Here is a 23,995-nt window from a genome sequence, read left to right as displayed (position 1 = left end):
TCACTCCACTTCGTGGCCGAGGTCGGGTCGCGCGACGAATCGGGCCGCGGCATCCGTCATCGTCTCCAGCTCGACGACGACGATCCGATTCTCTCCCGCACGCGTCGCGGGACCGGGCACGAAGAGGGTGCGCTGCGGACCGCGGCGCCAGTACCGGCCGAGGAAGAAGCCGTTGATCCAGACGTACCCCTTGCCCCATCCGCGGGTGTCGAGGAAGAGGTCGGCGGGTGCGTCGAGAGTGAACCGCGCCCGGAGGCCGGCCGGCCCGGCCACGCGGCCGCCGACGATGCCGCCGGGATCGGATGCCGCCGCCTCGACGGCACGATCCAGGGTCGCCACGTCGATCGTCCGCACCGTCCAGGGCCCCGGCAGCTCGGTGCCGTTCAGCCGGACGCCTCCGATGAGCCCCTTGGGCTCGCCGATCTTCGTGTCGTAGTTGACGCGGCCCGTCTCCTCGACGAGGACCCGCAGATCGCGCCCCGCGGGGATGGTGAGCGCGTGGTCGCCGACGGTGCGCTGCAGCACGCCGACCGGGGTGTCGTCGATGTGCACCCATGCGTAGTCGCGCACCTCGCCGACCTCGAGCACGGCGGGCGCGGGCGCGGGCGCGTCGAGCCGCGTCGCGTACTCGACGAGGACGACGTCGGGTCCGAGCTCGTCCATCGTCGGAGGGTGGGCGAAGTCGCCGCGGTCCTCCGCCGCCGACGCGAGCACGTCGCCGACGCTCTCGAGCGCGGCCTCGAACACGGGGGCCGCGACCGGTTCGGGGAGCGGCTCGTCGGGCACGGGCGCGTGCCGGGCGATGACCTCGCGGAACGCGCGGAACTTCTCGGTGACGTCGCCCGACTCGGTAATCGGGGCGTCGTAGTCGTACGACGTCACGAGCGGAAGGTAGCGACCGGAGTCGTTGGCGCCCGCGGTCAGGGCGAAGTTCGTGCCGCCGTGGACCATGTAGATGTTGACGGATGCGCCGGCGGCGAGCAGCTCGTCGAGGTCGCGCGCGCTGTCGGCGAAGGTCGTCGTGTGGTGCTTCTCACCCCAGTGGTCGAACCAACCGCACCAGAACTCCATGCACATGAGCGGGCCGGTCTTCTGGTGCTCGCGCAGGGAGGCGAGGCGCTCGCCGATCCGGGATCCGAACGACCCCGTCGTATGCAGACCCTCGTGCCATCCGTTCTCGAGCATGTGCGGGATCGGCTGGTCGACCTGCGTGAGCGGCACCGTGATGCCGGCCGCGCGCGTGAGGCGGATGAGCTCCGCGAGGTACTGCGCGTCGGACCCGTAGGCGCCGTACTCGTTCTCGATCTGGACGAGGATGACCGACCCGCCCGTGTCGATCTGCCGCGGCACGATGATCTCGTTGACGCGTTCGAGGTACGAGGTGACCGCCTCGAGGTAACGGGGGTCGGAGCTGCGGAGCCGCATCGTGGGGTCGGACGTCAGCCATGTCGGGAGCCCGCCGTTGTGCCACTCCGCGCACACGTAGGGGCCGGGTCGGACGATCGCGTGGAGGCCGGCGTCGGCGATGAGGTCGAGGAAACGTCCGAGGTCGCGAGGGCCCGTGGCATCCCATTCGCCCTGCACGGGCTCGTGGGCGTTCCACATGACGTACGTCTCGATGGCGTTGAGGCCCATGAGCTTCGCCGTGCGGATCCGGTCGGCCCACTGGTCGGGGTGCACGCGCGAATAGTGCATGGCGCCGGAGATGATCCGGTGCGGCGCCCCGTCGAGCAGGAAGTCGGTCTCGCCGATCTGGAAGCGGGAAGGGGGGTTCGTCATCGTCATCCTCGGGTTCGTCCTTCCACCCTATGCGTCTTCGCTCTCCAAACGGCAAGCGCTTTCCTATCGCCGCCGTGCCCTCCCCTCCTTACGTCGACACACCGGGTTCTCGCCGAGCCACCCCGTTGATGCGCGCAAACAACGGGGTGGCTCGTCGACAAGCCGGAGTCTCGACGAAGGAAGGGGAGAGGGGGTTAGGGGAGGTGGAGGGTGTTGTTGCGGCGGTGGGGGAGCGATGGCAGCGCCTCGTCGCGCAGCGGCGCGGGGAGGAGGTGCTGCGGGGCGGACTGGTACGCGACGGGGCGGAGGAACCGGCGGATCGCGGTCGCGCCGACCGACGTGTGGAGCGACGTCGTCGCGGGCCACGGACCGCCGTGCTGCTGCGACCACGTGACCGCGACACCCGTCGGCCAGCCGGCGAAGAGCACGCGCCCCGCGCGGGCCTGCAGAAGCTCCAGGATGCCGGTGACATCATCGCCGGGCTCGGAGTGGAGCGTCGCAGTGAGGCTTCCCGGAACCACCCGGAGCGCTGCGTTCAGCTCGTCCTCCGACGAGTACCGCACGAGGAGCGTCACGGGCCCGAAGCACTCCTCGAGGAGCGTTTCGGGCCGGGCGGTGACAGCCGCGGCATCCGTTGCCAGCACGATCGGTGCGGCGCCGCCGTCGGGGGCCGTGCCGTTCGCGATCACCTCGACCGACGGATCGGCCTCGAGGTGCGCGATGCCGTCGGGGAAGGCCGCCGTGATGCGGTCGGTGAGGAGCGGTCCGCCCGTGGTACCCGGAACGAGGGCAGCGACGGATGCCTCGAAGCCGGCGTCCGCGGGGACGAAGACGACACCGGGCTTCGTGCAGAACTGGCCGACTCCCAGGGTGAACGAGCCGGTGAGTCCCGCCGCGAGCTCCGCACCCCGGGCGGCGACCGCGGCGGGCGTCACGACGACGGGGTTGACGCTCCCGAGCTCGCCGTAGAACGGGATCGGGTCGGGCCGTCCGCTCGCGAGGTCGAAGAGGGCGCGGCCCCCCGAGAGCGACCCCGTGAACCCCGCGGCCTTGATGGCGGGATGCTGCACGAGGGCGTTCCCTGCTTCGCGTCCCTCGACGAGCTGCAGCGACCCGGCGGGAGCGCCCGCAGCCTCGAGCGCTGCCGCGACGATCTCGGCCGTGCGGCGGGACAGTTCGGGATGCCCCGAGTGAGCCTTCACGACGACGGGCGCACCCGAGGCGAGCGCCGAGGCGGTGTCGCCGCCGGCCACCGAGAAGGCGAAGGGGAAGTTCGACGCCGAGAAGACGGCGACCGGCCCGACGGGCACGAGCATGCGCCGCAGTTCGGGGCGCGGCGGGACCGCCGTGGCATCCGCATCGTCGACGATGATCTCGAGATACGACCCCTCCTCGACGACCGATGCGAAGAGCCGCAACTGGCCGGTCGTGCGGCCGACCTCGCCGCGCAGACGCGTCTCGCCGAGACGGGTCTCACGATCGGCGATCGGCACGAGCTCGTCGGCCGCGGCGTCGAGCGCGTCGGCGGCGGCTCGGAGCCACGAGGCGCGCTCGGCGGCGGTCGAGCGCGCCCAGACGGGCGCCGCCGCGGCGGCCGCGGCCATGACCTGCTCGAGCTGGTCGGTCGTCGTGGTCATCGTCGATCCTTTCGGAGGGGCGGGAGGGGGGCGGTCAGCGGAAGCGCAGGCCGAGGCCGTCGTGGGGGACCACCGTCAGCATTCCATGCGCGACGGCCACCGGGGCCGCGTCGACCAGCGCGCCGAGGTCGGCGAACCCGGCATCCTCGACGTCTTCGGCCCACGGGTCGCCGTCGAGCGTCAGGGCGAGCTGGCCCGAGAGTTCGGGGAGGAGATGCGGATGCAGCGGCACGCCGTGCTCTTCCGCGAGTCGTGCGATGCGCCGGAACGGCGTGATCCCGCCGACCCGCACGATGTTGGGCTGCACGATCTGCGCGGCCCCCGCGCGGAGGTATTCCTCGAAACGGTGGGCGGTGTGGAGGTTCTCGCCGACCGCGATCGGCACCTCGATTCGGCGCGCGAGCTCGGCGTGTCCCGCGAGGTCGTCGGCGCGGAGGGGTTCCTCGATCCACGCGGGCTCGAACCGCGCGAGCGCGTCGATCGCCGTGGTGGCCCGGTCGAGGTCCCACCGCTGGTTGGCATCGATCATGAGGCTGCGGTCGGGGCCCAGGAGCTCCCGCACGGCCGCGACCCGCTCGACGTCCTCGCGCAGGTCGGGCTTCCCGACCTTGATCTTCACCGCCGTGAAGCCCGCGTCGATCCAGCGCTGCACCTGGGCGAGGAGCTCGTCGAGCGCGTAGTGGAGGTTCACGCCGCTGCCGTAGGCGCGCACGGCGTCGCGGCGCCGGCCGAGGTGATCGGAGATTCCCTCTCCGGCCGCGCGGGCCGCGGCATCCCACAGCGCCAGGTCGAGTCCCGCGAGGGCGATCGTCGTGACACCGCCGCCGCCGGCTTCGTGGAGGTGCTGCCACCGGGTGGTCCAGGATGCCTCGGGGTCGGCATCCGACCCGATCGCCGCGGGCGCGATGTCGTGTGTCAGGAGCGCGTGCACGGCCTCGGCGCCGATCTGCGGCGTCCACGAGAAGCCCCACCCCTCGGCGCCGTCGGAGCGCACGACGTGCGTCGCGATGACGCCTACCGACGTGACGTCCGCACCCCACGGGCGCGTCAGCGGCACGCGCACGAGGCGCGCGTCGAACGCGGCGATCGTCGTCACAGCAGGGCTCTTCCGGCGTCGAGGATCGCCGCGAGCCGCTCCTCCTGCTCGGGCGTCGGGTCGACGAGCGGCGCCCGCACGCCGCCGACCGGCAGGCCGCCGAGCCGAAGCCCCGCCTTGATGAGCGAGACGCCGAAGCCGGGTGTCTCGTCGCGGAGGGCCACGAGGGGTGTGTAGAAGCCGTCGAGGATCGCGAGGCGCCGGGCCTCGTCGCCGTCGATGTAGGCGCGGTAGTACGCGTTCGCCACATCGGGGATCATCGCGAACGCCGCGGACGAGTACAGGGGGATGCCGACGCCGCGGTACGCCGCCTGCGTCAGCTCGGCCGTCAGGAGGCCGTTGAAGAAGGCGAAGTCGGTGCGCCCCTCCGCCGCGACGGCCCGCACGATCAGCTGCGCCGTCGCGAGGTCGCCAACGCCGTCCTTGAAGCCGACGACGCGCGGGTTCGCCGCGAGCCGGCGCATCGTGTCGACCGAGTACTGGGCGGTGCCGCGGTGATACACGATGACGGGCAGTTCGGATGCCGCGGCGATCGCTTCGACGTAGGCGACGAGCCCCGACGGCGTGCCGCCCACGAGGTACGGCGGGAGAACGAGGAGCGCGTCCGCTCCGGCATCCGCGGCGCCCTGCCCGGCCTCGATGGCGTGCCCGAGGGGGCCGCCCGAGCCCGCGATGACGGGGACCCGTCCGCCGACGGCCTCGACCGCCGTGCCGACGACGGAGGCCGCCTCGCCCGCCGACAGCGCGTGGTACTCGCCCGTGCCGCACGCCGGGAAGACGCCGCCCGCGCCCGCGTCGACGCCCGTGACGACGTGCTGTGCGAGCAGGTCGTGGTCGATCGTGCCGCTCTCGCGGAACGGGGTCACGGGGAAGAAGAGGATGCCGTCGAAGTTCATGCGGGGACGTCCGATCGTTCGTGCGCGAGTTCCGTGCGCCAGGAGTGTGCGGGCTGCCAGCCCAGGAGGCGCCGCGCCTTCGCGCTGGAGAAGGCCGAGGTCGTGCCCGTGAGTGCCTGCGCGACGACGTCCGTTCCCGGGAAGAACTCCGGGACGAGCTCCGCGAGCGGCCGCCGCGCGAGGGCATCGTCGGCCGAGACGAAGAAGACCTCGCCGTTGGGGATGTCGCCAAGCGCCTCGAGAAGTCGATGCGCGAAGGCCGCGACATCGCGCGCGTCGACGTAGTTGAAGACCGCGGGAGCCGACAGCGCCGGGTCGTCGAGGCGCTCACGCACCGTGTGGCCCTGCTGCGTGGGCGCGCCCGCCCACTCTTCCGGCGCGATGACGTAGCAGGGGCGGAAAGCGGCGAAGTGGACCGCGTCGCCCGTCTGCCGCTGCAGCATCCGGATCGACTGCTCGATGACGAGCTTCGACAGCGCATAGGCGTTCCAGGGCTTCGGCGTCGTCTCCTCGTCGAGCGGGAAGTGCTCGGGCACCCAGCCGGCAGGTGCGCCGTAACCCAGCACCGTCGGGCTCGAGGCGGCGACGATTCTCGGGATTCCGGCCGCGACGCCCCCGCCCAGAACGGATGCCGCAAGCCCCGCGTTCGTGCGGAGGATGACGTCTTCGGGCGCGCTGAACGGCACGGCGATCGCGGCGAGGTGCACGAGCGCGTCGGCGCGCGCGGCGCGGAGCGCGTCGAGCGTCGCGTCGGCGTCGGAGAGGTCGACGGCGACCTGTTCGACGCCGTCGAGCTCCGCGGCATCCGTCACGATCCGGTCGAGTGACACGAGCTCGTGTCCCCGCGCCGTGAGACCCGCCACGAGGCTCCGGCCGAGGCGTCCCGCGCCGCCCGTCACGACGATGCGGGTCACGGTGCCGCCAGCAGCCGCACGCCGAGATCGGCGACCTCGACGGGCAGGCCCGTCTCGAGGGAGCGGTTGCCCGCGATGCCGACGGCGATCGACTGCACGCCGTCGCGCCAGTTCGCGGGCCGCCCGAGCGGGTCGTCGCCGGGACCGACGAAGACGTCGGAGAGGAGGATCGCGTCGCCGCCGCCGTGGCCGCCTTCGCCACTCACGATCTCGACCTCGACGGGCGCCTCCCAATGGCGCTGCAGCAGGAGGCGTTCGCCCTCCGGGCGGAGTGAGCCCGACGAGCCGGCGTCGACGGCGCTCGGGTCGAGCACGGGGTGGAGCCCTTCCGCCTCGAGCACGGCACCGCGCTCGACGACGTCGAGCTCGACGCGGCCCTTCGTGCCGTTGACGGCGACGCGGTAGCCCTCCCACGGCGCGTGCGCGTTGAGCGAGTAGCTGAGGGTCGCGCCGCTCCGGTAGTCGACGACGAGCGCGAGGTTATCCTCGATCGTGATGCCCTCGCCGAAGACGTCGCGGTCGCGGAAGTATCCGTCGTGGCCCTCGGCGTCGAGGTACAGCTCGGACAGATGCGGATGCTCGCGCAGGTCGAGGTCGAAGCCGTCGTGTGCGCCGTCGTGCGTCCCGCGCTCCGGGCGGGGTGCCTCGCCGCGCGCGGCGGCGTTCTCGGCGCCATAGAAGCGGAGCCCGCCCGACGCGTAGACGCGCCGCGGCGTGGAGCGGATCCACCAGTTCACGAGGTCGAAGTGGTGGCTCGACTTGTGGACGAGGAGTCCCCCCGAGTGCTCCTTCTCACGGTGCCAGCGGCGGAAGTAGTCCGCGCCGTGCTTCGTGTCGAGCATCCACTGGAAGTCGATCGACGTGACGTCACCGATGAGCCCGTCCTGGATGACCTTCCGCAGTGCGCTATTGCGCGGCGAGTAGCGGTAGTTGAACGTCAGCAGCACGTCGCGGCCCGTGCGCTCGACGGCATCCTCGATCGCCGCGGCGCTCTCGGCATCGATCGTGAGGGGCTTCTCGACGACGACGTCGGCGCCCGCGTCGAGGGCGCGCACGATGAGCGGCGCGTGGAGGTCATCGCGGGCGGTGATGACGACGCGGTCGATGCGCTCGTCGCGGATCAGGTCTTCGAGGCGATCGGGATGCCACGTGCTCGGCGCCGGGGCACCCTGGGCGACGGCACGCTCGGCCGCGCGCGCGGCGCGGACGGGGTTCGGCTCGCAGATCGCGACGAGCTCGGCGTGCGCGGCGTAGATGCCCGCGATCGCATCGACGTACATCTGGGAACGGTGGCCGGCTCCGACGACGGCATACCGCGTGCGGTCCATGGGTGCTCTCCGAATCTCAGGAAACGTTTTCTCAGCGTAGCATCCGCCCCTCCCCTCCTCCCCTCCTCCCCTCCTCCCCTCCTCCCCTCCTCCCCTCCTCCCCTCCTCCCTCGCCCCCCGCGCCACCGCGCCCCGCTACACCCCTCGGGAATCGACTTGCCCCAAATGCTGCGCGGATGGCCTGCGAAGCCGCCATGTACGACAAGTCGATGGGGGAAGGCGGGGAGGGGGGAGGGGGGAGGGGCGGGAGGAAGGGGCTAGAGGGAGGGGGCGGGGCCTGTGCTCGCGCGGACGACGACCTCGGGGGTCAGCGACACGAACGGCTGAGGGGTGGTGCCGGTGAGGAGAGCGTGGAGTGCCGCCCACGCCTGTGCGCCGAGCTCCCCCGCGGGAACGGCTGCCGTCGTGAGCGCCGGGGAGGTGTAGCGGGCGAACGGGATGTCGTCGAAGCCCACCACCGACAGGTCGTCGGGAACGCGGACGCTGCGATCGGCGAGCGACGACAGCAGTCCCATCGCCACGAGGTCGTTGAACGCCAGCACGGCGGTCGCCCCCGTGCCGAGCACGGCGTCGACGGCTCCCGCTCCGCTGTCGAAGTCGACGCCGGAGGGGACCACGACGACCTCGAGGTCGGCGTGCGTGGCGCGCGCGTCGTCGAGGGCGGCGAGACGCGCGGCATTCGAGGCGCTGCGGGCGACGCCGGCGAGGAACGCCACGCGGCGGTGTCCGAGGTCGTACAAGTGCTCGACGAGGCCGCCGAGCGCGTGCCGATAGTCGGCGGCGATGACCGGCACGGCATCCTGACGGCCCCTGTTGATGACGACGACGGGAGTCAGCAGGGTGAGCAGCGGGGCGAGCTCGTCCTGGGCGAGGCGCGGTGCGCAGAGGATGACGCCGTCCGTGCGGCGCCGCGTTTCCTCGGCGAGGACCCGCTCCTCGGCGACCTGCTCGGCGGAGTCGGCGATGAGGACGTGGTATCCGTCGGCAGCAGCGGCCCGACTGATGCCGCGGAGGATCGCTTGGAAAGTGGGGTTGGCGAGGTCGGGGACGACGACCGCGATGGTCTGCGTGCGGCCGAGGACGAGGCTCCGGGCGAGGGGGCTCGCGCTGTAACCGAGGTCGGCGGCCACCGATCGGACGCGCTCGGCGAGGCTCGCATCGACGGTCGCGTTGCCGTTCATCACCCGTGAGACCGTGGCGAGCGAAACGCCTGCCGCCTTCGCGACATCCGTGATGCGCACGCGGCGTGAAGTCTCTGCCATGTCCCCTCCGATCGCCCGTCAGCCTATCGAGCCAGGAAACGCTTTCGCCGTGGGTTCAGGAGTCTCAAAGGGCGGGCTCGTCGGCCGCGAGGTCGCCTTTCGAGACAAGTGAACCGGATGCCGCAGGCCGGGCTCGCAGCAAGCGCGGCGCGCGCAGCGGTCGCGCCGGCCCGGGGGTGAAGCGGTCGCGCCGGGAAGGTGGCGCCGGTGGGGGAAGTGGCGCCGCGCGCGACCCCGGATCCGCGTACGATAGACGCGTGGCAAGGAAAGCGTTTTCCAATCCCGCGGACCTGATCGACGGTGCACACCCGACTCGATCGGTGCTGCGGCTGCTCGCGCGCCGTCCGTGGCGCATCGCGATCGCACTCGTCGCCTTCACCATGAAGGAGATCCCGCTGTGGTTCCTGCCGGTCGCAACCGCCGCCATCATCGACGTCGTCGCCGACGGCGGTGACGTCACCATCGTGCTGTGGTGGTTCGCGCTCGCGGTGGTCCTCCTGCTGCAGAACTATCCGAACCACATCCTCTACACGCGCAACTTCATGCGGGTCGTGCGTGACACCGGCGCCGACCTCCGCAACGCGCTCGCCGCGCGTCTGCAGAGCCTGTCGATCGGCTACCACACGAGGGTGAGCTCCTCGATCGTGCAGACGAAGGTCGTCCGCGACGTCGAGAACGTCGAGCTGATGTTGCAGCAGGTGACCCACCCGCTGCTGTCGGCCACCATGGTGATGATCGGCGCCATCTCCATGACCGCGATCCTCGTGCCGGAGTTCCTTCCCGTGTACGCCCTCGCGGTGCCGATCGCCATCGGCATCCGCTACGGCATGCGCAACCGCTCGCAGGTGCGCAACGAGGCCTTCCGCCGTGAGGTCGAGACCCTCTCGGCGCGCGTCGGCGAGATGGCATCCCTCATCCCCGTGACCCGCGCGCACGGACTCGAGGCGACGGCTGTATCCCGCGTCGCGCACGGTGCCGACGGCGTGCGCGAGGCGGGTTTCCGACTCGACCTGCTCAACGGCCATGTCGCGTCGCTGTCGTGGGTGTCGATGCAGTTGCTGGGGGTCGGATGCCTCGTTCTCGCGGCGGTGTTCTCGCTCACCGGCATCCTTCCCATCACCCCCGGAGAAGTCGTGCTGCTCTCGACGTACTTCACATTGCTCACCCAGGGCCTCACCCAGCTGCTCATGCTCATCCCGGTCGGTGCGCGCGGGCTCGAGTCGGTCCGGTCGATCGCCGAGGTGATGCAGGAGCCCGATCTCGAGCAGAACGAAGGCAAGCGGATCGTGGAGCGTGTCGACGGCAGCATCCGTCTCGACCGTGCGTCGCATCGCTACGCCGGCTCCGACCGTGACGCGCTGCACGCGATCGACCTCGACATCGCGCCCGGCGAGACCGTCGCATTCGTCGGATCGTCGGGGTCGGGCAAGTCCACGCTGCTCAATCTCGTGCTGGGGTTCGTGCGGCCGACGGGCGGGCGCCTGCTCCTCGACGGCGTCGACATGAGCGAACTCGATCTGCGGACGGCGCGGCGATTCGTGTCCGTCGTGCCGCAGGAATCCGTGCTGTTCGAGGGGACGATCCGCGAGAACATCGCCTACGGGATGCCGCACCTCGACGACGAACGCATCGTCCGGGCGCTCCGCGACGCGAACGCGCTCGAGTTCGTCGAGGCGCAGCCACAGGGGTGGGACACGGTCGTCGGCGAGCGGGGTGCGCGCCTCTCGGGAGGTCAGCGACAGCGGCTCGCGATCGCGCGTGCGCTCGTGCGGGACCCGCGCATCCTTCTTCTCGACGAGGCGACTTCGGCGCTCGACCCCGAGTCCGAGGGGCTCGTGAAGGAAGCGCTCGCTCGTCTCATGCGCGGACGCACGACTCTCGTCGTCGCGCATCGGCTGTCGACCATCCGCCAAGCCGACCGCATCGTCGTGCTGGAGGACGGCCGCATCGTCGAGCAGGGCACCCACGCGGAGCTCCTCGACGCCGACGGCCGCTACGCCCACCTCCACCTCACCCAATCCGGCCTCGTCTGACCACTGCCGCTGCCACTGCCACTGCCACTGCCGCTGCCGCTGCCGCTGCCGTCGCCGCCCTCGCGTGCCTCGGCTTCATCCGCCGAGAAGACCCGTTCTGTCGACTTATCGCTCGCAAAACGACGGTTCGAGTCTTCTCGGCAAACAGGCACCGACCTTGGATAGCGCTTTCCGCGGTGGGATCGTAGAGTGGGGAGGGTCCCCTCATGGCGGAGGTTCCATGCACTTCCACGACGACGGCGCCGGGCGCCTCGTGCTTCGCCGCGATGCGCGCGAGCTGCTCGAGTACGTCTACAGACCCACGGATGCCGCGGTCGAATCGCCGCGACCGTACGCGCTGCTGCGCACCCCCGCCGGCCGCGACGTGACGGCGTACCGGCCGGCCGATCACGTCTGGCACAAGGGCCTCTCCCTCGCGCTGCCCCACGTTGGATCGCACAACTTCTGGGGCGGCCCGACCTATACTGCCGGCGAGGGCTACGTACAGCTCCCCAACAACGGCGCGCAGCAGCACCGCTCATTCGACCTCGGCGGCGCGACGGCGTCCGAGCGCCTCGACTGGACCTCGCAGGCCGGCGAACGCGTCCTGACGGAGCACCGCACCCTCATCGCCCACGAGGTCGACGCCGCCGCCTGGGCACTCACGTGGCACAGCGCCCTCCGCAACGAGACCGACGCCGCACTGGCCTTCGGCTCCCCCACCTCGCGGGGCCGCCCCGATGCCGGCTACGCGGGCATCTTCTGGCGCGGCCCCGCCGCCTTCACGGGTGCTCCGATCCTCGGCCCCGACGGCCGCGTCGACGACGCAGCCCGCGGCAGGCCGTCGCCGTGGCTCGCAGCGCAGGCGGCGGACGCCGGCGTCGTCATGATCGCAACGGATGCCACGGCCCCCTGGTTCGCGCGGACGGCGGAGTACGCCGGACTCGGCCCCGCCCCCTTCTTCTTCGACGAGACGGTCGTCGAGCCGGGCGAGACCCTTGCGCTCTCCACCGCGATCCTCGTCGCCGACGGGGACGTCGCTCCGTACGTGGCAGACGCCGATCTCATCGCGCGGCTGCGGTCCGCGGCATCCGCCCCCGTCAAGGAGACCGCCCGATGACAGACCGCCCGATGACTCAAACCCTGCGCGTCGCCCTCGTCGGCACGGGCGCGGTGGCGAATCTTCACGCCCGCGCTGTCGCGGCGCATCCCCGCGCCGAGATCGTCGCCGTCACCAACCTCACGCGCCCGGAGGCCGAGGATTTCGCCGACCGCTATGGCGTGCCAGCGGTCTACGACGACCTCGCGGAGCTCCTCACGGCCGAGCATCCCGATGTCGTGCTCGTCTGCACGCCTCCCGGCGTTCATCGCGATCAGACCGTCCAAGCGTTCGCCGCGGGCGCCCACGTCGTCGTCGAGAAGCCGCCGGCGTCGTCGCTCGACGAACTCGACGAGATGCGTGCGGCCGCAGCGGCGGCGGGAAGGCAACTCGCGGTGGTGTTCCAGCAGCGGACGGGCACGGCGGCCGCCCACGTGCGCCGGCTCCTGCAGTCCGGTGCGCTCGGACACCCCCTGCTCGCCGTCTGCCAGACGCTCTGGTTCCGCGGCGAGGATTACTTCGCCGTGCCGTGGCGTGGCAAGTGGGCGACCGAGGGCGGCGGGACGACGCTGGGCCACGGCATCCATCAGCTCGACCTGCTCGCCTACCTCCTGGGCGACTGGGCGAGCGTGCACGGGCGACTGTGGCGCCTCGATCGGGAGACCGAGACGGAGGACGTCTCGACGGCGACCGTCACCTTCGCGAACGGGGTCGTCGCGCAGGTCGTGACGAGCGCCGTCTCGCCGCGCGAGTCGAGTTCGATCCGCATCGACACGCAGAAGGCGACCGTGACGGTCGACCACCTGTACGGGCACGGGCACGAGAACTGGCGCATCACGCCGGCGCCGGGTTTCGAGACGGATGCCGCGGACTGGGCGTTCCCCGAGGGGGAGGAGCGCAGCGACCACGCGCCCTTGCTCCGAGACGTCTTCGATGCGCTCCTCGAGGGCGGCCCCCTCCCCGACACGGCCTCGGATCCGGCGCGCTCGTTCGAGATCGTCGCGGCGATCTACGCCTCGGCCGCCGCCGACGGCGCCGTCGTGACGCCGGACCTGCTGGCGGAGCATCCGACGCATCGACGAAGCTTCGCGAGTCCCGTCACCGACCTGCGCTCGTGATCTCGCGAGAGCTCTACCGCGACCCCGTATACGACGGAGCGACCGACCCCGTCGTCGTCATCGCGCCCGACGGCTGGTGGATGTTCTACACGCAGCGTCGCGCGACGCACCCCGATCCCGGGCCCGGCGTCGCGTGGGTGCACGGCTCCCGCATCGGGGTCGCCCGCTCCGATGACGGCGTCGACTGGGACTACGCGGGCACCCTCGAGCCGGATGCCGCGGGCTTCACGCTCGATGCCGACGGTCCGCCCCCGCGGGTCGACCGCACCTACTGGGCGCCCGACGTCATCCACGACGGCACCGGGTGGCGCATGTACGTCACCGAGATCGACGGGGTTCCCGATCGCTGGCCGGGGTTCGCCCGCGAGATCGTGGAGTACCGCTCGGCCGACCTGCGCCGCTGGGAGCGTCGTGGTCCGCTGCCGCTCTCGAGCGATCGCGTCATCGATGCCGCCGTCGCCCGCACTCCGGACGGGTTCTGGCGCCTGTGGTTCAAGGACGAGGCCGCGGAGTCGGTGACGAAGGTCGCGGTATCCGCCGATCTCGAGCACTGGCGGGTGGAGGGCGTCGCGATCGGTGGGCGCCCCCATGAGGGCCCGTGCGTCTTCGAGCTCGGTGGTGCGTGGTGGATGGTCGTCGACGAATGGCGGGGGATGGCCGTGTACCGCTCCGACGACGCGATCGCGTGGACCCGTCAGGGTGATCAGGATGCCGTCATCCTGGGCGCGGGCGAGGTCGCCGGCCCGGGGTTCGGGCATCACGGGTCCGCGGTTCGCGATGGCGACGACCTCTGGTTCTGCTACTTCGGGCATCCGAGCGCCGCCTACGTTCCCGATGTGGAGGCGGAATCCGTCGACGATCGGCGGTGCGCGGTCTATCGCACGCGGCTCGTCGTCGAGGCCGGTCGCCTTGTCGCGCACGGCTGATTCCCAGCGGGAACGACGGAGAATCACGAGCGGGAAACGTTTTCCCTCCATTGCTTGCGAAACGATTCACCGCGTAGTACGGTTACCGGCAAGCGCTTTCCCGACCCGCATCACGGGACCGTCGCCACACCGCACCACGGACAATGGATGTCGCGGACGACAACGGAACGCAGACGTTCACAAGAAAGGACAAGGATGTTCAGCAAGAAGCGGATTCTGTCGGTCGCAGCACTCGCGACCGGTGCCGCGTTGGTCCTCGCCGGTTGCGCCGGCGGCGGCTCCTCGCAGCCTGCCGAGACGTACGACCCGAACGAAGAGGTCACTCTCGACTTCGCGTTCTGGGGCAACGACGTGCGTGCCGAGATGTACGACGAGGCCATCGCAGCCTTCAACGAGGAATACCCCAACATCACGGTCAACGTCTCGTTCCTCGGCTACCCCGAGTTCTGGGAGAAGCGCCAGGTCGAAGCGGCCGGTGGCGACCTCCCCGATGTCATGCAGTTCGACTACTCCTACATGCGCCAGTACTCGCAGAACGGTCTGCTCCTCGACCTCGACCCGTACCTCGGCAACATCATCGACACCGAGCCGCTCAGCGAGAACATCCTCGGCATCGGCGTCGTCGACGGCGTCACGACCGGCATCGCAACCTCCACCAACGCGTGGGGCATGTACCTCAACCCGACGCTCCTCGAGCAGGTCGGCGTCGAGCCCTACGAGGGCGGCGGCAGCTGGGCGGATTACGACGACTGGATGGCAGAGGTCACTGCCGCCGGCGGCGGCACGATCTTCGGCGGCACCGACTACACCGGTCGCATCCAGAACTTCGAGATCCAGCAGCGTGCCAACGGCAAGGACCTGTTCACCGACGAGGGCGAGCCGAACTTCACCGAGGAGGAGCTCGCGGCCTTCTGGGAGTCCGGCGCGAACGTCCGCGACGGCATCGCCGTTCCCCAGCAGATGCTCGAAGAGTCGTACCCGCTGTCGGGCTTCGACTCGGCCAAGTCCACGAGCGAGCTCACGTGGGACAACTTCGGCGCGGGCTACCTCGGGAACCTCGGCGAGGCGTACACCGAGCTCGGCCTCGTCGCCCCGCCCGTGACGGTCGAAGGGGCGAAGGACCTCTACCTGAAGCCCTCGATGCTGCACACCGTCGCGGCGAACACGGATCACCCCGAAGCTGCGGTCACGCTCCTCAACTTTCTCGTGAACTCGCCCGCGACCGGCGCCGCCTTCGGCACCAACCGCGGTCTCCCCGCCTCGACGACGGCGCTCGAGGGCGCGGAACTCGATGCGCTCGGCGAGCAGATCGCCGCCTACGAGGAGTCGATCTCCGACCGTCTCGGCGACGCCCCGCCCGTTCCGATCGTGGGTTACGGCTCGCTGGAGGAGAAGTTCCGCCTGCTCGGCATCGAACTCGGCTTCGGGACGATCACCGTCGAGGATGCCGTCTCGCAGTTCTTCACCGAGATGGACGTCGTCCTCAGTTCCTGAGTCCCTCCGGGTCCGGATGCCGCCGCTGCGGCGTCGTCCGGACCCGGACCTCTGTCAGCATCGTTCCCAGGAGTGTCGACGTGAGTACAACTGCGACGAGAGTCATCGTGACGGGCAAGCCGTCGCGCAGGTCCCTCTTCCGCCGGAATCGGCCGGAGACCTCGGCGGACCGGCCTCAGGCGCGGGCCCGCGCGCGGAAGGAGACGTTCGCCGGCTACGGGTTCCTCGTGCCGTGGCTCATCGGCTTCTTCGGTCTGACGATCGTGCCGATGGTCTACTCGCTGTACCTGTCGTTCACCCGGTACAACATCTTCACTCCGCCGCGCTGGGTCGGATTCGACAACTACGTCCGTCTCTTCACGAACGACCCGAACTTCATCCAGTCGGCGCAGATCACGCTCGTCTACGTGCTGATCGGCACGCCGATCATGCTGGCCGCAGCACTCGGCGTCGCGATGCTCCTCAACTTCCGCGACAAGGGCGCCGGCTTCTTTCGCTCCGCCTTCTACGCGCCGTCGCTCATCGGCGGGTCGGTGTCGGTCGCGATCGTGTGGCGGGCGATGTTCGCCAACGAGGGTCCCGTCGACACGTCGCTCTCGTTCTTCGGCATCAACCTCGGCGGCTGGATCGGGAACCCGTCGCTCGTCCTCCCCGCGATGATCCTCCTCGCCGTGTGGCAGTTCGGCGCCACGATGGTCATCTTCCTCGCGGGTCTCAAGCAGATCCCGCGCGAGCTCTACGAGGCCGCGGAGATGGACGGCGCCAACTCGTGGCACCGGTTCCGTGCCGTGACGCTCCCGATGCTGTCGCCGGTCATCTTCTTCAACCTGCTCCTCGGCCTCATCAACGCCTTCCAGGTGTTCGCGTCGGCCTACATCATCTCGAACGGCTCGGGCGGCCCGGCCGGAATGACCAACTTCATCACCCTGTATCTCTACAAGCGCGGGTTCAGTGACGGCCAGATGGGGTATGCCGCGGCGATCGCCTGGGTGCTCCTGATCGTCGTCGCGATCATCGCCTTCATCCTGTTCCGCACGCAGCGCAACTGGGTCCACTACGCGGGAGACAACCGATGAGCACCGCATCCTTCGCAGAGAACGCCCTCGTCCAGGTCGAGAACCAGGTCGACCCCGATGCCAAGCAGGGTCCCGCCCCGCAGCGGCGACGCGTGAAGCGCGGCACGTGGCAGACCGTCGTCTGGTTCGTCGTGCTCATCGCCATCACCGCCGTCGTGCTCTATCCGCTCGTGTGGCTCTTGTTCTCGACGTTCAAGCCCAACAGCGAGTTCGGATCGAACCTGGGACTGCTTCCCGACGCGCCGACCGTCGACAACTACATCAAGGTCATGGAGGGGATCGCGGGCGTCCCGATGTGGCGCTTCTTCGCGAACAGCCTCATCATCGCCGTCGGCACTGTCATCGGGACGGTGTTCTCGGCATCCCTCGCCGCCTACGCGTTCGGTCGCATCCAGTTCAAGGGTCTCGGGATCTTCTTCGCCGCGATGATCGGCACGCTCCTCCTGCCGTTCCACGTCGTGATCATCCCGCAGTACCTGATCTTCAACCAGCTCGATCTCATCGACACCTTCGTGCCGTTGCTGCTGCCGAAGTTCCTCGCGACCGAGGCGTTCTTCGTCTTCCTCCTCGTGCAGTTCATCCGTCAGCTTCCGCGCGACATGGACGAAGCAGCGCGCATCGACGGCGCGGGACACATCCGGATCTTCTGGTCCGTCATCCTGCCCCTCATCAAGCCGGCGCTCATCACGTGCGCGATCTTCGCGTTCATCTGGTCGTGGAACGACTTCCTCGGTCCGCTGCTGTACTTGACGAGCCCCGACAACTATCCGCTCCCCATCGCGCTGCGCCTGTACAACGACCAGACGTCGACCAGCGACTACGGCGCGACGGTCACGGCATCCTTCATCGCCCTGATCCCCGTGCTGCTGTTCTTCCTCGTGTTCCAGCGCTTCCTCGTCAACGGCGTCGCGACGCAGGGACTCAAGGGGTAGGGCCGTGGGCGCCATCACGACAAGACGCGAGCATCGGGCCGCCGTGCGGGCCGACATCAGCGGCAGCGGTCCGACCCTCGACGAGCGGCCTCCCGCGCGGTTCCCCGGGGCCGCGGCGAAGTTCGCCCTCTTCGGTGAGGTGCTCATGATCGGGCTCCTCATCGCCCTCGTCGGCATCGTCGTCGTCACGCTTCCCGCGGGCCTCGCGGCGGGGATGCGGCACCTGCGGCGCTACATCGCGGGAGAGGACTCGGCCCTCGCGCTCTTCTGGCGCGATGTGCGTGCGTCGCTCTTCGGCGGCACCGTCGTCGGTATCGTCGCGGTCGTTCTGACGCTCCTGCTGCTGCTCGACATCGACCTCGCGCGGAGCGGATTCCTGCCGGGTGGCGTCGTCATCGAGGCGGTCGGATGGTCGGGGCTCGCCGCGGTCGCGATCGTCGTGCTCTCCGCGAGTGCGGCGTGGACTCCCGAGAACGGCTGGCGTGGTGCGCTCCGCGCCGTGCCGAATGCGCTTCGGAACGACGTGCGAGGTGTGCTCTACCTGGCCTCGACGGCCGTCTTCGTGGGGGTTGTGACGTGGGCGCTGCCCCCGCTGCTCCTCCCCGCTCTGGGTCTCGCCGCCCTCGCGGCGGTCGCCATCCCGGAGCGCAGCAGAACCTGACCCCTCCGCGGTTGCGGGTGCTCCCGCGGCTGTGGTTCACTATTGGAAAGCGTTTACCCGCTCACGTCGCCGTCGAGCGGGCCTACCGAAGAAAGCAGGATCGCGTGAGCGACACGACTCTCACCCCCGTCCCGGTCGAGGCCGATGCCCGTCCCCGCGTGCGCGAGGTCGGCATCATCATGAACGGTGTCTCGGGCCGTATGGGATACCGCCAGCACCTCGTGCGTTCGATCCTCGCGATCCGCGACGCCGGGGGCATCGACCTTCCCGACGGCACGAAGCTCACGGTCAAGCCGCTCCTCGTCGGCCGGAGCGAAGCGAAGCTCGCCGAGCTCGCCGCGAAGCACGGCATCGAGGACTACACGACGGATCTGGATGCCGCTCTGGCCGATCCCCGATGGGAGATCTACGCCGACTTCCTCGTGACGAAGGCTCGCGCGTCGGCGCTCCGCCGTGCCATCGCGGCCGGCAAGACGATCTACACCGAGAAGCCGACGGCCGAGACGGCCGCCGAGGCGCTGGAGCTCGCGAAGCTCGCCGCCGCCGCGGGCGTCAAGACCGGTGTCGTGCACGACAAGCTGTACCTGCCGGGCCTCCAGAAGCTCAAGCGCCTCATCGACTCCGGGTTCTTCGGCCGCATTCTCTCCGTGCGCGGCGAGTTCGGCTACTGGGTCTTCGAGGGCGACTGGCAGCCCGCGCAGCGACCGTCCTGGAACTACCGCGCCGAAGACGGCGGCGGCATCATCGTCGACATGTTCCCGCACTGGAACTACGTGCTGGAGAACCTCTTCGGCGACGTGAAGTCGGTCTACGCGCAGGCGGCCGTCCACATCGCGGACCGCTGGGACGAGAACGGCGAGCACTACACGGCGACCGCTGAAGACGCCGCCTACGGCATCTTCGAGCTCGACGGTGACATCGTCGCGCAGATCAACTCGTCGTGGACCGTACGCGTCAACCGTGACGAGCTCGTCGAGTTCCACGTCGACGGCACGCACGGCTCGGCTGTCGTCGGGCTCTTCGGTGCGAAGATCCAGCACCGCAACGCGACGCCGAAGCCCGTGTGGAACCCCGACCTCGCCGATGACCACGACTACGACGCCGACTGGGCCGGAGTGCCCACGAACGAGGTGTTCCAGAACGGCTTCCGCCAGCAGTGGGAGGAGTTCCTCCTCTCGTTCGCGCTCGACACCCCGTACGAGTTCGACCTGCTGTCGGGTGCGCGCGGCGTCCTCCTCGCCGAGGCAGGACTGCAGTCGAGCCGCGAGGGCCGCAAGGTCGAGATCCCCTCGCTGACGCTGGACTGAGCCATGCCGCAGCTGACGCTCCTCACCGCCGAGGGGGCCACCTCCACGGCGGACCTCAACGAATCCCCGGGCTACACGAAGCCCGACGGCCCGCTGCACAGTCGCGTCGCGTACGCCGCCGCGCATGTCGTGCCGCTCACATGGGCCGACAACACTCCCGGAAGGCCTGCGGAGGTCGACTGGGATGCGACGCTCGACTTCCGTCGCGCCGTCTACTCCTGGGGCCTCGGCGTCGCCGACGCGATGGACACCGCGCAGCGCAACATGGGACTGGATGCCGCGGCGACGCGTGAGCTCATCTCGCGGTCGGCCGAGGTCGCCCGCGAAGAAGGCGGCTCGGTCGTCGTCGGCGTCAACACCGATCACGTCGAGGCGGAGCACATCTCGATCGACGAGGTCATCGACGCCTACAAGACGCAGCTCCACTTCACCGAGGAGCAGGGCGCGGGTCCCGTGCTCATGGCCTCGCGTCACCTCGCCCGCGCCGCCGAGTCGGCCGACGACTACCGCCGCGTCTATCGCGAGGTGCTCGGCGCGGCATCCGGGCCCGTCGTGCTGCACTGGCTCGGCACGGCGTTCGATCCGTCGCTCGAGGGCTACTTCGGCGCGGTCGACTGGCGCGCGGCATCCGATGTCCTTCTCGAGATCATCGACGAGAACGTCGACAAGGTGGCGGGCGTCAAGATGAGCCTGCTGGATGCCGCGTCGGAGATCTCCGTGCGCGAGCGTCTGCCCGAGGGTGTCCGGATGTTCACGGGCGACGACTTCAACTACGTCGATCTCATCGGTGGCGACACCGTCGGGCGGGGCGACAGCCACTCCGACGCGCTCCTGGGTGCGTTCGCGGCGCTCACTCCCGTGGCATCCGCGGCGATCCAGGCCCTCGACGCGGGGGATCCGGCGCGCTACCTCGAGATCCTCGGACCGACGGAGGAGCTCAGCCGCCAGGTCTTCGCCGCGCCGACGTTCTACTACAAGACGGGTGTCGCGTTCCTCGCGTGGCTCAATGGACATCAGCCGGCGTTCCAGATGGTGGGCGGACTGCACTCGGCGCGGAGCCTTCCGCACCTCAGCCGCATCGTCGAGCTCGCCAACGACGCGCGCGCCCTCGAGCGACCCGAGCTCGCGATGCTCCGCTGGCACGGGATGCTGCGCCACAACGGCATCGACGTGCCGGGGGTGCTCGCATGAGCGGCGGCGCGGTCGACCCGCGGCTGTCGATCAACCAGGCGACGATCAAGCACGCCGACCTCGCGACGGCGCTGCGGGTGACGGCGGCGGCCGGCGTCCAGGCGATCGGCCTGTGGCGGGAGCCCGTCAACGCCGTCGGTCTCGACGTCGCAGCACGGATGCTCGCCGGCTCGGGGCTCCGCTTCACGACGCACTGCCGCGGCGGGTTCTTCACGCTCCCCGACGGACCTGAGCGCCGCGCCGCGCTCGACGACAACCGCCGAGCGATCGAAGAGACGGCGACCCTCGCCGCCGCCGGCGCCGACGGGTCGACCGCGATCCTCGTGCTCGTGGCGGGTGGGCTCCCCGAGGGGTCGCGTGATCTCGCGGGTGCACGGGAACGCGTGCGCGATGCGATCGGAGAGCTCGCACCGGATGCCGCAGCAGCCGGGGTGACGCTCGCGATCGAGCCGCTGCATCCCATGTACGTCTCGGATCGCGCCGTCGTCTCGACGCTCGGTCAGGCGCTCGACATCGCGGCCGACTTCGACGCCGCCGTCGTCGGCGCCGCGGTCGACACGTTCCACATCTTCTGGGATCCCGAGGTGCTGACGCAGATCGAGCGCGCCGGTCGCGAGGGCCGCATCGCGACGTATCAGGTGTGCGACTGGAAGACGCCGCTCCCCGCCGACGTGCTGCTCAGTCGTCACTACCCGGGCGACGGTGTCATCGACTTCGCGACGCTGACGCGCGCCGTCGAGTCCGCGGGCTACACGGGCGATATCGAGGTCGAGATCTTCAACGCCGACATCTGGGCGGACGACCCCGCGCGCGTCGTCCGGCGCACGGCGGAGACCTTCGGCGCGGCCGTCTCACCGCACCTCGCGGCGGTCCTAGACTCAGCGTGATGACCGACACGACCGTCGACGCGGGCAAGGGCCGCCCGCGCACCGCCGCCGCGACGCTCCATGACGTCGCACGCGAGGCCGGTGTGTCCCTCGCGACCGCATCGCGCGTGCTCAACGGCTCGACGCGCAAGGTCGCCGAGTCGTACCGCGGCCGTGTCGAGGCCGCTGCCGCGGCGCTCGGCTACACCGCAAATCTCTCGGCCCAGGCCACGGCTCGCGGCACCTCGGCCATCATCGCGCTCCTCGTGGCCGACATCGCCGACCCCTACTTCGGTCAGATCGCCTCGGGTGTCGCGCGCGGCGCCGATGAAGCGGGTCTCGTCATGACGATCGCGATCACGGAGCGCGACCCCGTCCGCGAGATCCGACTCGTCCGGGCGCTCCGCGGCCAGCGTCCGCGCGGCCTCATTCTCGCGGGATCCCGCAGCAGCACCTCGTCGGGCGACGAGCTGCAACGCGAGCTCGACGCCCTCATCGCCAACGGCGGCGCCGTCGTGGCATTCGGTCCCGGAGCGGGCGACGTCCGCTCGATCGGCATCGACAACCTCGGCGGTTCGCGGGCGCTCGCCGTCGCGCTCGCCGAACGCGGATACCGCCACGCGATCATCCTCGGCGCCGAAGAGGGTCTGCGCACGTCGGACGACCGCATCGAAGGCTTCACCGCGGGCTTCACTGCGGCGGGCGGGTCCGTCGACCGGATCTACCGCGGGGCGTTCAACCGCGACGAGGGCGAGCGGCTCATGGGCCGGGCGCTCGCTGACGGAGTCGAGCCGGGAACGGTCGTCTTCGGAGTCAACGACGTCATCGCGATCGGTGCGCTCACGGCGCTGCGCGCGGCAGGACGGGAGGCGGGATCGGACATCGCGCTCGCGGGCTTCGACGACATCCCGACGAGCCGCGACGTCACACCCGCGCTCACGACCGTGCACGTACCGCTCGAGGAGTTCGGCTACCAGAGCCTGCACGCCGCGATCGACGACGAGTGGGTCCCGGGTTCCGCTTCGCTCGAACTGAGAGTGCAGCTGCGCGACAGCACGCCGGGACTGTGACGCGCGTCGTCGTCGCCCTCGACAGTTTCAAGGGTTCGATCTCGGCCGCGGCCGCTTCGCTTGCGTTCGCCGAGGGGTGGAAGTCCGTCGAACCGGATGCCACCGTCGTCGAGCGGCCGATGGCCGACGGGGGAGAAGGCACGCTCGACGCGTTCGCCGTCGCGGTCGACCGGGCCGAGCGCATCCCGGTGCTCGTCTCCGGTCCCGATGGGGAGCTGAGGGATGCCGCGTGGCTGCGGCTTCCCGGGAGCCCCGCCACGGCTGTCGTCGAACTCGCGTCGACGTCGGGCATCGAGCTGCTGGGCGAGCGGCGTCTGCCCTGGGACGCCGATACGACGGGCTTCGGCCAGGCGATCCGTGCGGCGCTCGCGGCTGGCGCGGAACGCCTCGTGCTCGGCATCGGGTCGAGCGCGTCGACCGATGGCGGGTCGGGCCTCCTGCGTGTGCTCGGTGCGTCGCTGACCGGCGCGGCGGGGGAGGCGACCGTGGCGGGCGCCCGCGGGCTCGCCGACATCGCGCGAGCTGACCTCTCGGGACTTGTGCCGCTTCCTGCTGCGGGGGTTGTGGTGCTCACGGACGTGACCAACCCGCTCTTGGGTGACCGGGGTGCGGCGGCCGTCTTCGGTCCGCAGAAGGGGCTGGATGCCGCGGGCATCGCGTCTGTGGACGCGGCTCTTTCCCGCTACGCCGCGCTGTTGCCCGCGGACCCATCGGAGCCCGGTACCGGCGCGGCCGGCGGCGCCGGCTTCGCGCTGCGGGCGTGGGGCGCTCGTCTCGTGCCGGGTGCTCCCGAGGTGGCCGAACTCATCGGACTCGAGGGCGCCGTGGCATCCGCCGACTTCGTCGTGACGGGTGAGGGTTCGTTCGACGGCCAGTCCGCCGCGGGCAAGGTCCCCTCGTTCGTCGCGTCGCTCGCGGCCCGTCATGCCGTTCCGGTGGCCCTGGTGGCCGGTCGGATCGCGCCCGACGCCGACACCTCGGCCTTCGCGGCATCCGTCTCGCTCACCGCCCTCGCGGGTTCCTCCGCCGCGTCGCTCGCCACCCCGGCCTTCTGGCTCCACGCCGCCGCCACCGCCCTCGCCACCCGCTGACCCGGGGAACGGCCCCCACCGCTGATCGAGTAGCGCCGCAGGCGCACCCCACCGCTGATCGAGTAGCGCCGCAGGCGCGTATCGAGATCGACCTCCCATCGCAGGTCGGGTCTCGATACGCCGATCCGCGGCTACTCGACCAGCGGGGGTGGTTGCCCACGCCGCTGATCGAGCAGCGCCGCGTGCGCACCTCACCGGTGATCGAGTAGCGCCGCAGGCGCGTATCGAGATCCGACTTTC

The 23,995-nt window shown here is 70.5% G+C and carries 20 protein-coding genes; 13 read left to right on the top strand and 7 right to left on the bottom strand.

Going from position 1 to position 23,995, the window contains the following annotated elements; genetic code table 11:
- From FBY39_RS02590 to FBY39_RS02560, 7 genes are all read right to left on the bottom strand, one after another.
- On the bottom strand, positions 1–1,785 hold the full coding sequence (locus tag FBY39_RS02590) for a beta-galactosidase family protein (protein ID WP_396652240.1): 1,785 nt from the start codon (positions 1,783–1,785) through the stop codon (positions 1–3).
- A 188-nt stretch (positions 1,786–1,973) separates the two neighbouring features.
- Positions 1,974–3,416: an aldehyde dehydrogenase (NADP(+)) gene (locus tag FBY39_RS02585; protein WP_141930104.1), complete on the bottom strand. Its 1,443-nt coding sequence runs from the start codon at positions 3,414–3,416 to the stop codon at positions 1,974–1,976.
- A gap of 34 nt (positions 3,417–3,450) precedes the next feature.
- Positions 3,451–4,512 (bottom strand): mandelate racemase/muconate lactonizing enzyme family protein, encoded by a 1,062-nt coding sequence (locus FBY39_RS02580; RefSeq protein WP_141930103.1) that lies wholly within the window; start codon positions 4,510–4,512, stop codon positions 3,451–3,453.
- The gene (locus FBY39_RS02575) at positions 4,509–5,408 is read right to left on the bottom strand and encodes a 5-dehydro-4-deoxyglucarate dehydratase (RefSeq protein WP_141930102.1); all 900 of its coding nucleotides are present in this window, start codon (positions 5,406–5,408) and stop codon (positions 4,509–4,511) included. Before FBY39_RS02575 ends, FBY39_RS02580 begins: the two co-directional genes overlap by 4 nt.
- Positions 5,405–6,322 (bottom strand): NAD(P)-dependent oxidoreductase, encoded by a 918-nt coding sequence (locus tag FBY39_RS02570; RefSeq protein WP_141930101.1) that lies wholly within the window; start codon positions 6,320–6,322, stop codon positions 5,405–5,407. The genes FBY39_RS02575 and FBY39_RS02570 overlap by 4 nt, the downstream gene beginning before the upstream one ends.
- Entirely contained in the window at positions 6,319–7,650 is a 1,332-nt protein-coding gene (locus FBY39_RS02565) for a Gfo/Idh/MocA family protein (RefSeq protein ID WP_141930100.1), read from the bottom strand. The genes FBY39_RS02570 and FBY39_RS02565 overlap by 4 nt, the downstream gene beginning before the upstream one ends.
- A 257-nt stretch (positions 7,651–7,907) precedes the next feature.
- Positions 7,908–8,912 (bottom strand): LacI family DNA-binding transcriptional regulator, encoded by a 1,005-nt coding sequence (locus FBY39_RS02560; protein ID WP_141930099.1) that lies wholly within the window; start codon positions 8,910–8,912, stop codon positions 7,908–7,910.
- A 257-nt stretch (positions 8,913–9,169) separates the two neighbouring features.
- Between FBY39_RS02560 and FBY39_RS02555 the strand changes: the two genes are divergently transcribed.
- From FBY39_RS02555 to FBY39_RS02495, 13 genes are all read left to right on the top strand, one after another.
- Positions 9,170–10,945 (top strand): ABC transporter ATP-binding protein, encoded by a 1,776-nt coding sequence (locus FBY39_RS02555; RefSeq protein ID WP_141930098.1) that lies wholly within the window; start codon positions 9,170–9,172, stop codon positions 10,943–10,945.
- 220 nt (positions 10,946–11,165) lie between these two features.
- Positions 11,166–12,044, top strand: a complete 879-nt coding sequence (locus tag FBY39_RS02550) for a PmoA family protein (protein WP_141930097.1) — start codon at positions 11,166–11,168, stop codon at positions 12,042–12,044.
- Positions 12,041–13,141: a Gfo/Idh/MocA family protein gene (locus FBY39_RS02545; RefSeq protein ID WP_260837405.1), complete on the top strand. Its 1,101-nt coding sequence runs from the start codon at positions 12,041–12,043 to the stop codon at positions 13,139–13,141. The genes FBY39_RS02550 and FBY39_RS02545 overlap by 4 nt, the downstream gene beginning before the upstream one ends.
- Positions 13,138–14,067 carry a hypothetical protein gene (locus FBY39_RS02540; RefSeq protein ID WP_260837404.1) on the top strand — a complete coding sequence of 310 codons (930 nt, stop codon included), beginning with the start codon at positions 13,138–13,140 and terminating at the stop codon, positions 14,065–14,067. The genes FBY39_RS02545 and FBY39_RS02540 overlap by 4 nt, the downstream gene beginning before the upstream one ends.
- A 195-nt stretch (positions 14,068–14,262) precedes the next feature.
- On the top strand, positions 14,263–15,561 hold the full coding sequence (locus tag FBY39_RS02535) for an ABC transporter substrate-binding protein (protein WP_141930096.1): 1,299 nt from the start codon (positions 14,263–14,265) through the stop codon (positions 15,559–15,561).
- A gap of 80 nt (positions 15,562–15,641) precedes the next feature.
- Positions 15,642–16,637: a carbohydrate ABC transporter permease gene (locus tag FBY39_RS02530; RefSeq protein ID WP_141930095.1), complete on the top strand. Its 996-nt coding sequence runs from the start codon at positions 15,642–15,644 to the stop codon at positions 16,635–16,637.
- Positions 16,634–17,569, top strand: a complete 936-nt coding sequence (locus tag FBY39_RS02525; RefSeq protein WP_141930094.1) for a carbohydrate ABC transporter permease — start codon at positions 16,634–16,636, stop codon at positions 17,567–17,569. Before FBY39_RS02530 ends, FBY39_RS02525 begins: the two co-directional genes overlap by 4 nt.
- A 4-nt stretch (positions 17,570–17,573) precedes the next feature.
- On the top strand, positions 17,574–18,230 hold the full coding sequence (locus FBY39_RS02520; RefSeq protein WP_260837403.1) for a hypothetical protein: 657 nt from the start codon (positions 17,574–17,576) through the stop codon (positions 18,228–18,230).
- Positions 18,231–18,334: 104 nt separating this feature from the next.
- A complete protein-coding gene (locus tag FBY39_RS02515; RefSeq protein ID WP_260837402.1) occupies positions 18,335–19,537 on the top strand; it encodes a Gfo/Idh/MocA family protein in 1,203 nt (400 codons plus the stop codon).
- 3 nt (positions 19,538–19,540) lie between these two features.
- Positions 19,541–20,728: a dihydrodipicolinate synthase family protein gene (locus FBY39_RS02510; RefSeq protein ID WP_141930093.1), complete on the top strand. Its 1,188-nt coding sequence runs from the start codon at positions 19,541–19,543 to the stop codon at positions 20,726–20,728.
- A complete protein-coding gene (locus FBY39_RS02505) occupies positions 20,725–21,615 on the top strand; it encodes a sugar phosphate isomerase/epimerase (RefSeq protein ID WP_141930092.1) in 891 nt (296 codons plus the stop codon). Before FBY39_RS02510 ends, FBY39_RS02505 begins: the two co-directional genes overlap by 4 nt.
- Entirely contained in the window at positions 21,615–22,664 is a 1,050-nt protein-coding gene (locus FBY39_RS02500) for a LacI family DNA-binding transcriptional regulator (RefSeq protein WP_141930091.1), read from the top strand. The genes FBY39_RS02505 and FBY39_RS02500 overlap by 1 nt, the downstream gene beginning before the upstream one ends.
- Positions 22,661–23,755, top strand: coding sequence for a glycerate kinase (locus tag FBY39_RS02495; RefSeq protein ID WP_141930090.1), 1,095 nt, complete (start codon positions 22,661–22,663; stop codon positions 23,753–23,755). The genes FBY39_RS02500 and FBY39_RS02495 overlap by 4 nt, the downstream gene beginning before the upstream one ends.
- The last annotated feature ends 240 nt before the right edge of the window (positions 23,756–23,995 follow it).

This window comes from Microbacterium sp. SLBN-146 (assembly GCF_006715145.1).
Lineage (GTDB): Bacteria > Actinomycetota > Actinomycetes > Actinomycetales > Microbacteriaceae > Microbacterium.
The sequence above is the reverse complement of the archived record's forward strand: the minus strand, read 5'-3'. Positions and strand labels throughout refer to the sequence as shown.

Coding starts and splice junctions, on each gene's coding strand:
- FBY39_RS02565 (WP_141930100.1), bottom strand. CDS start 7,650: ATGGACCGCACGCGGTATGCCGTCGTCGGAGCCGGCCACCGTTCCCAG.
- FBY39_RS02510 (WP_141930093.1), top strand. CDS start 19,541: ATGCCGCAGCTGACGCTCCTCACCGCCGAGGGGGCCACCTCCACGGCG.
- FBY39_RS02505 (WP_141930092.1), top strand. CDS start 20,725: ATGAGCGGCGGCGCGGTCGACCCGCGGCTGTCGATCAACCAGGCGACG.
- FBY39_RS02525 (WP_141930094.1), top strand. CDS start 16,634: ATGAGCACCGCATCCTTCGCAGAGAACGCCCTCGTCCAGGTCGAGAAC.
- FBY39_RS02585 (WP_141930104.1), bottom strand. CDS start 3,416: ATGACCACGACGACCGACCAGCTCGAGCAGGTCATGGCCGCGGCCGCC.
- FBY39_RS02545 (WP_260837405.1), top strand. CDS start 12,041: ATGACAGACCGCCCGATGACTCAAACCCTGCGCGTCGCCCTCGTCGGC.
- FBY39_RS02560 (WP_141930099.1), bottom strand. CDS start 8,912: ATGGCAGAGACTTCACGCCGCGTGCGCATCACGGATGTCGCGAAGGCG.
- FBY39_RS02575 (WP_141930102.1), bottom strand. CDS start 5,408: ATGAACTTCGACGGCATCCTCTTCTTCCCCGTGACCCCGTTCCGCGAG.
- FBY39_RS02500 (WP_141930091.1), top strand. CDS start 21,615: ATGACCGACACGACCGTCGACGCGGGCAAGGGCCGCCCGCGCACCGCC.
- FBY39_RS02550 (WP_141930097.1), top strand. CDS start 11,166: ATGCACTTCCACGACGACGGCGCCGGGCGCCTCGTGCTTCGCCGCGAT.
- FBY39_RS02535 (WP_141930096.1), top strand. CDS start 14,263: ATGTTCAGCAAGAAGCGGATTCTGTCGGTCGCAGCACTCGCGACCGGT.
- FBY39_RS02590 (WP_396652240.1), bottom strand. CDS start 1,785: ATGACGATGACGAACCCCCCTTCCCGCTTCCAGATCGGCGAGACCGAC.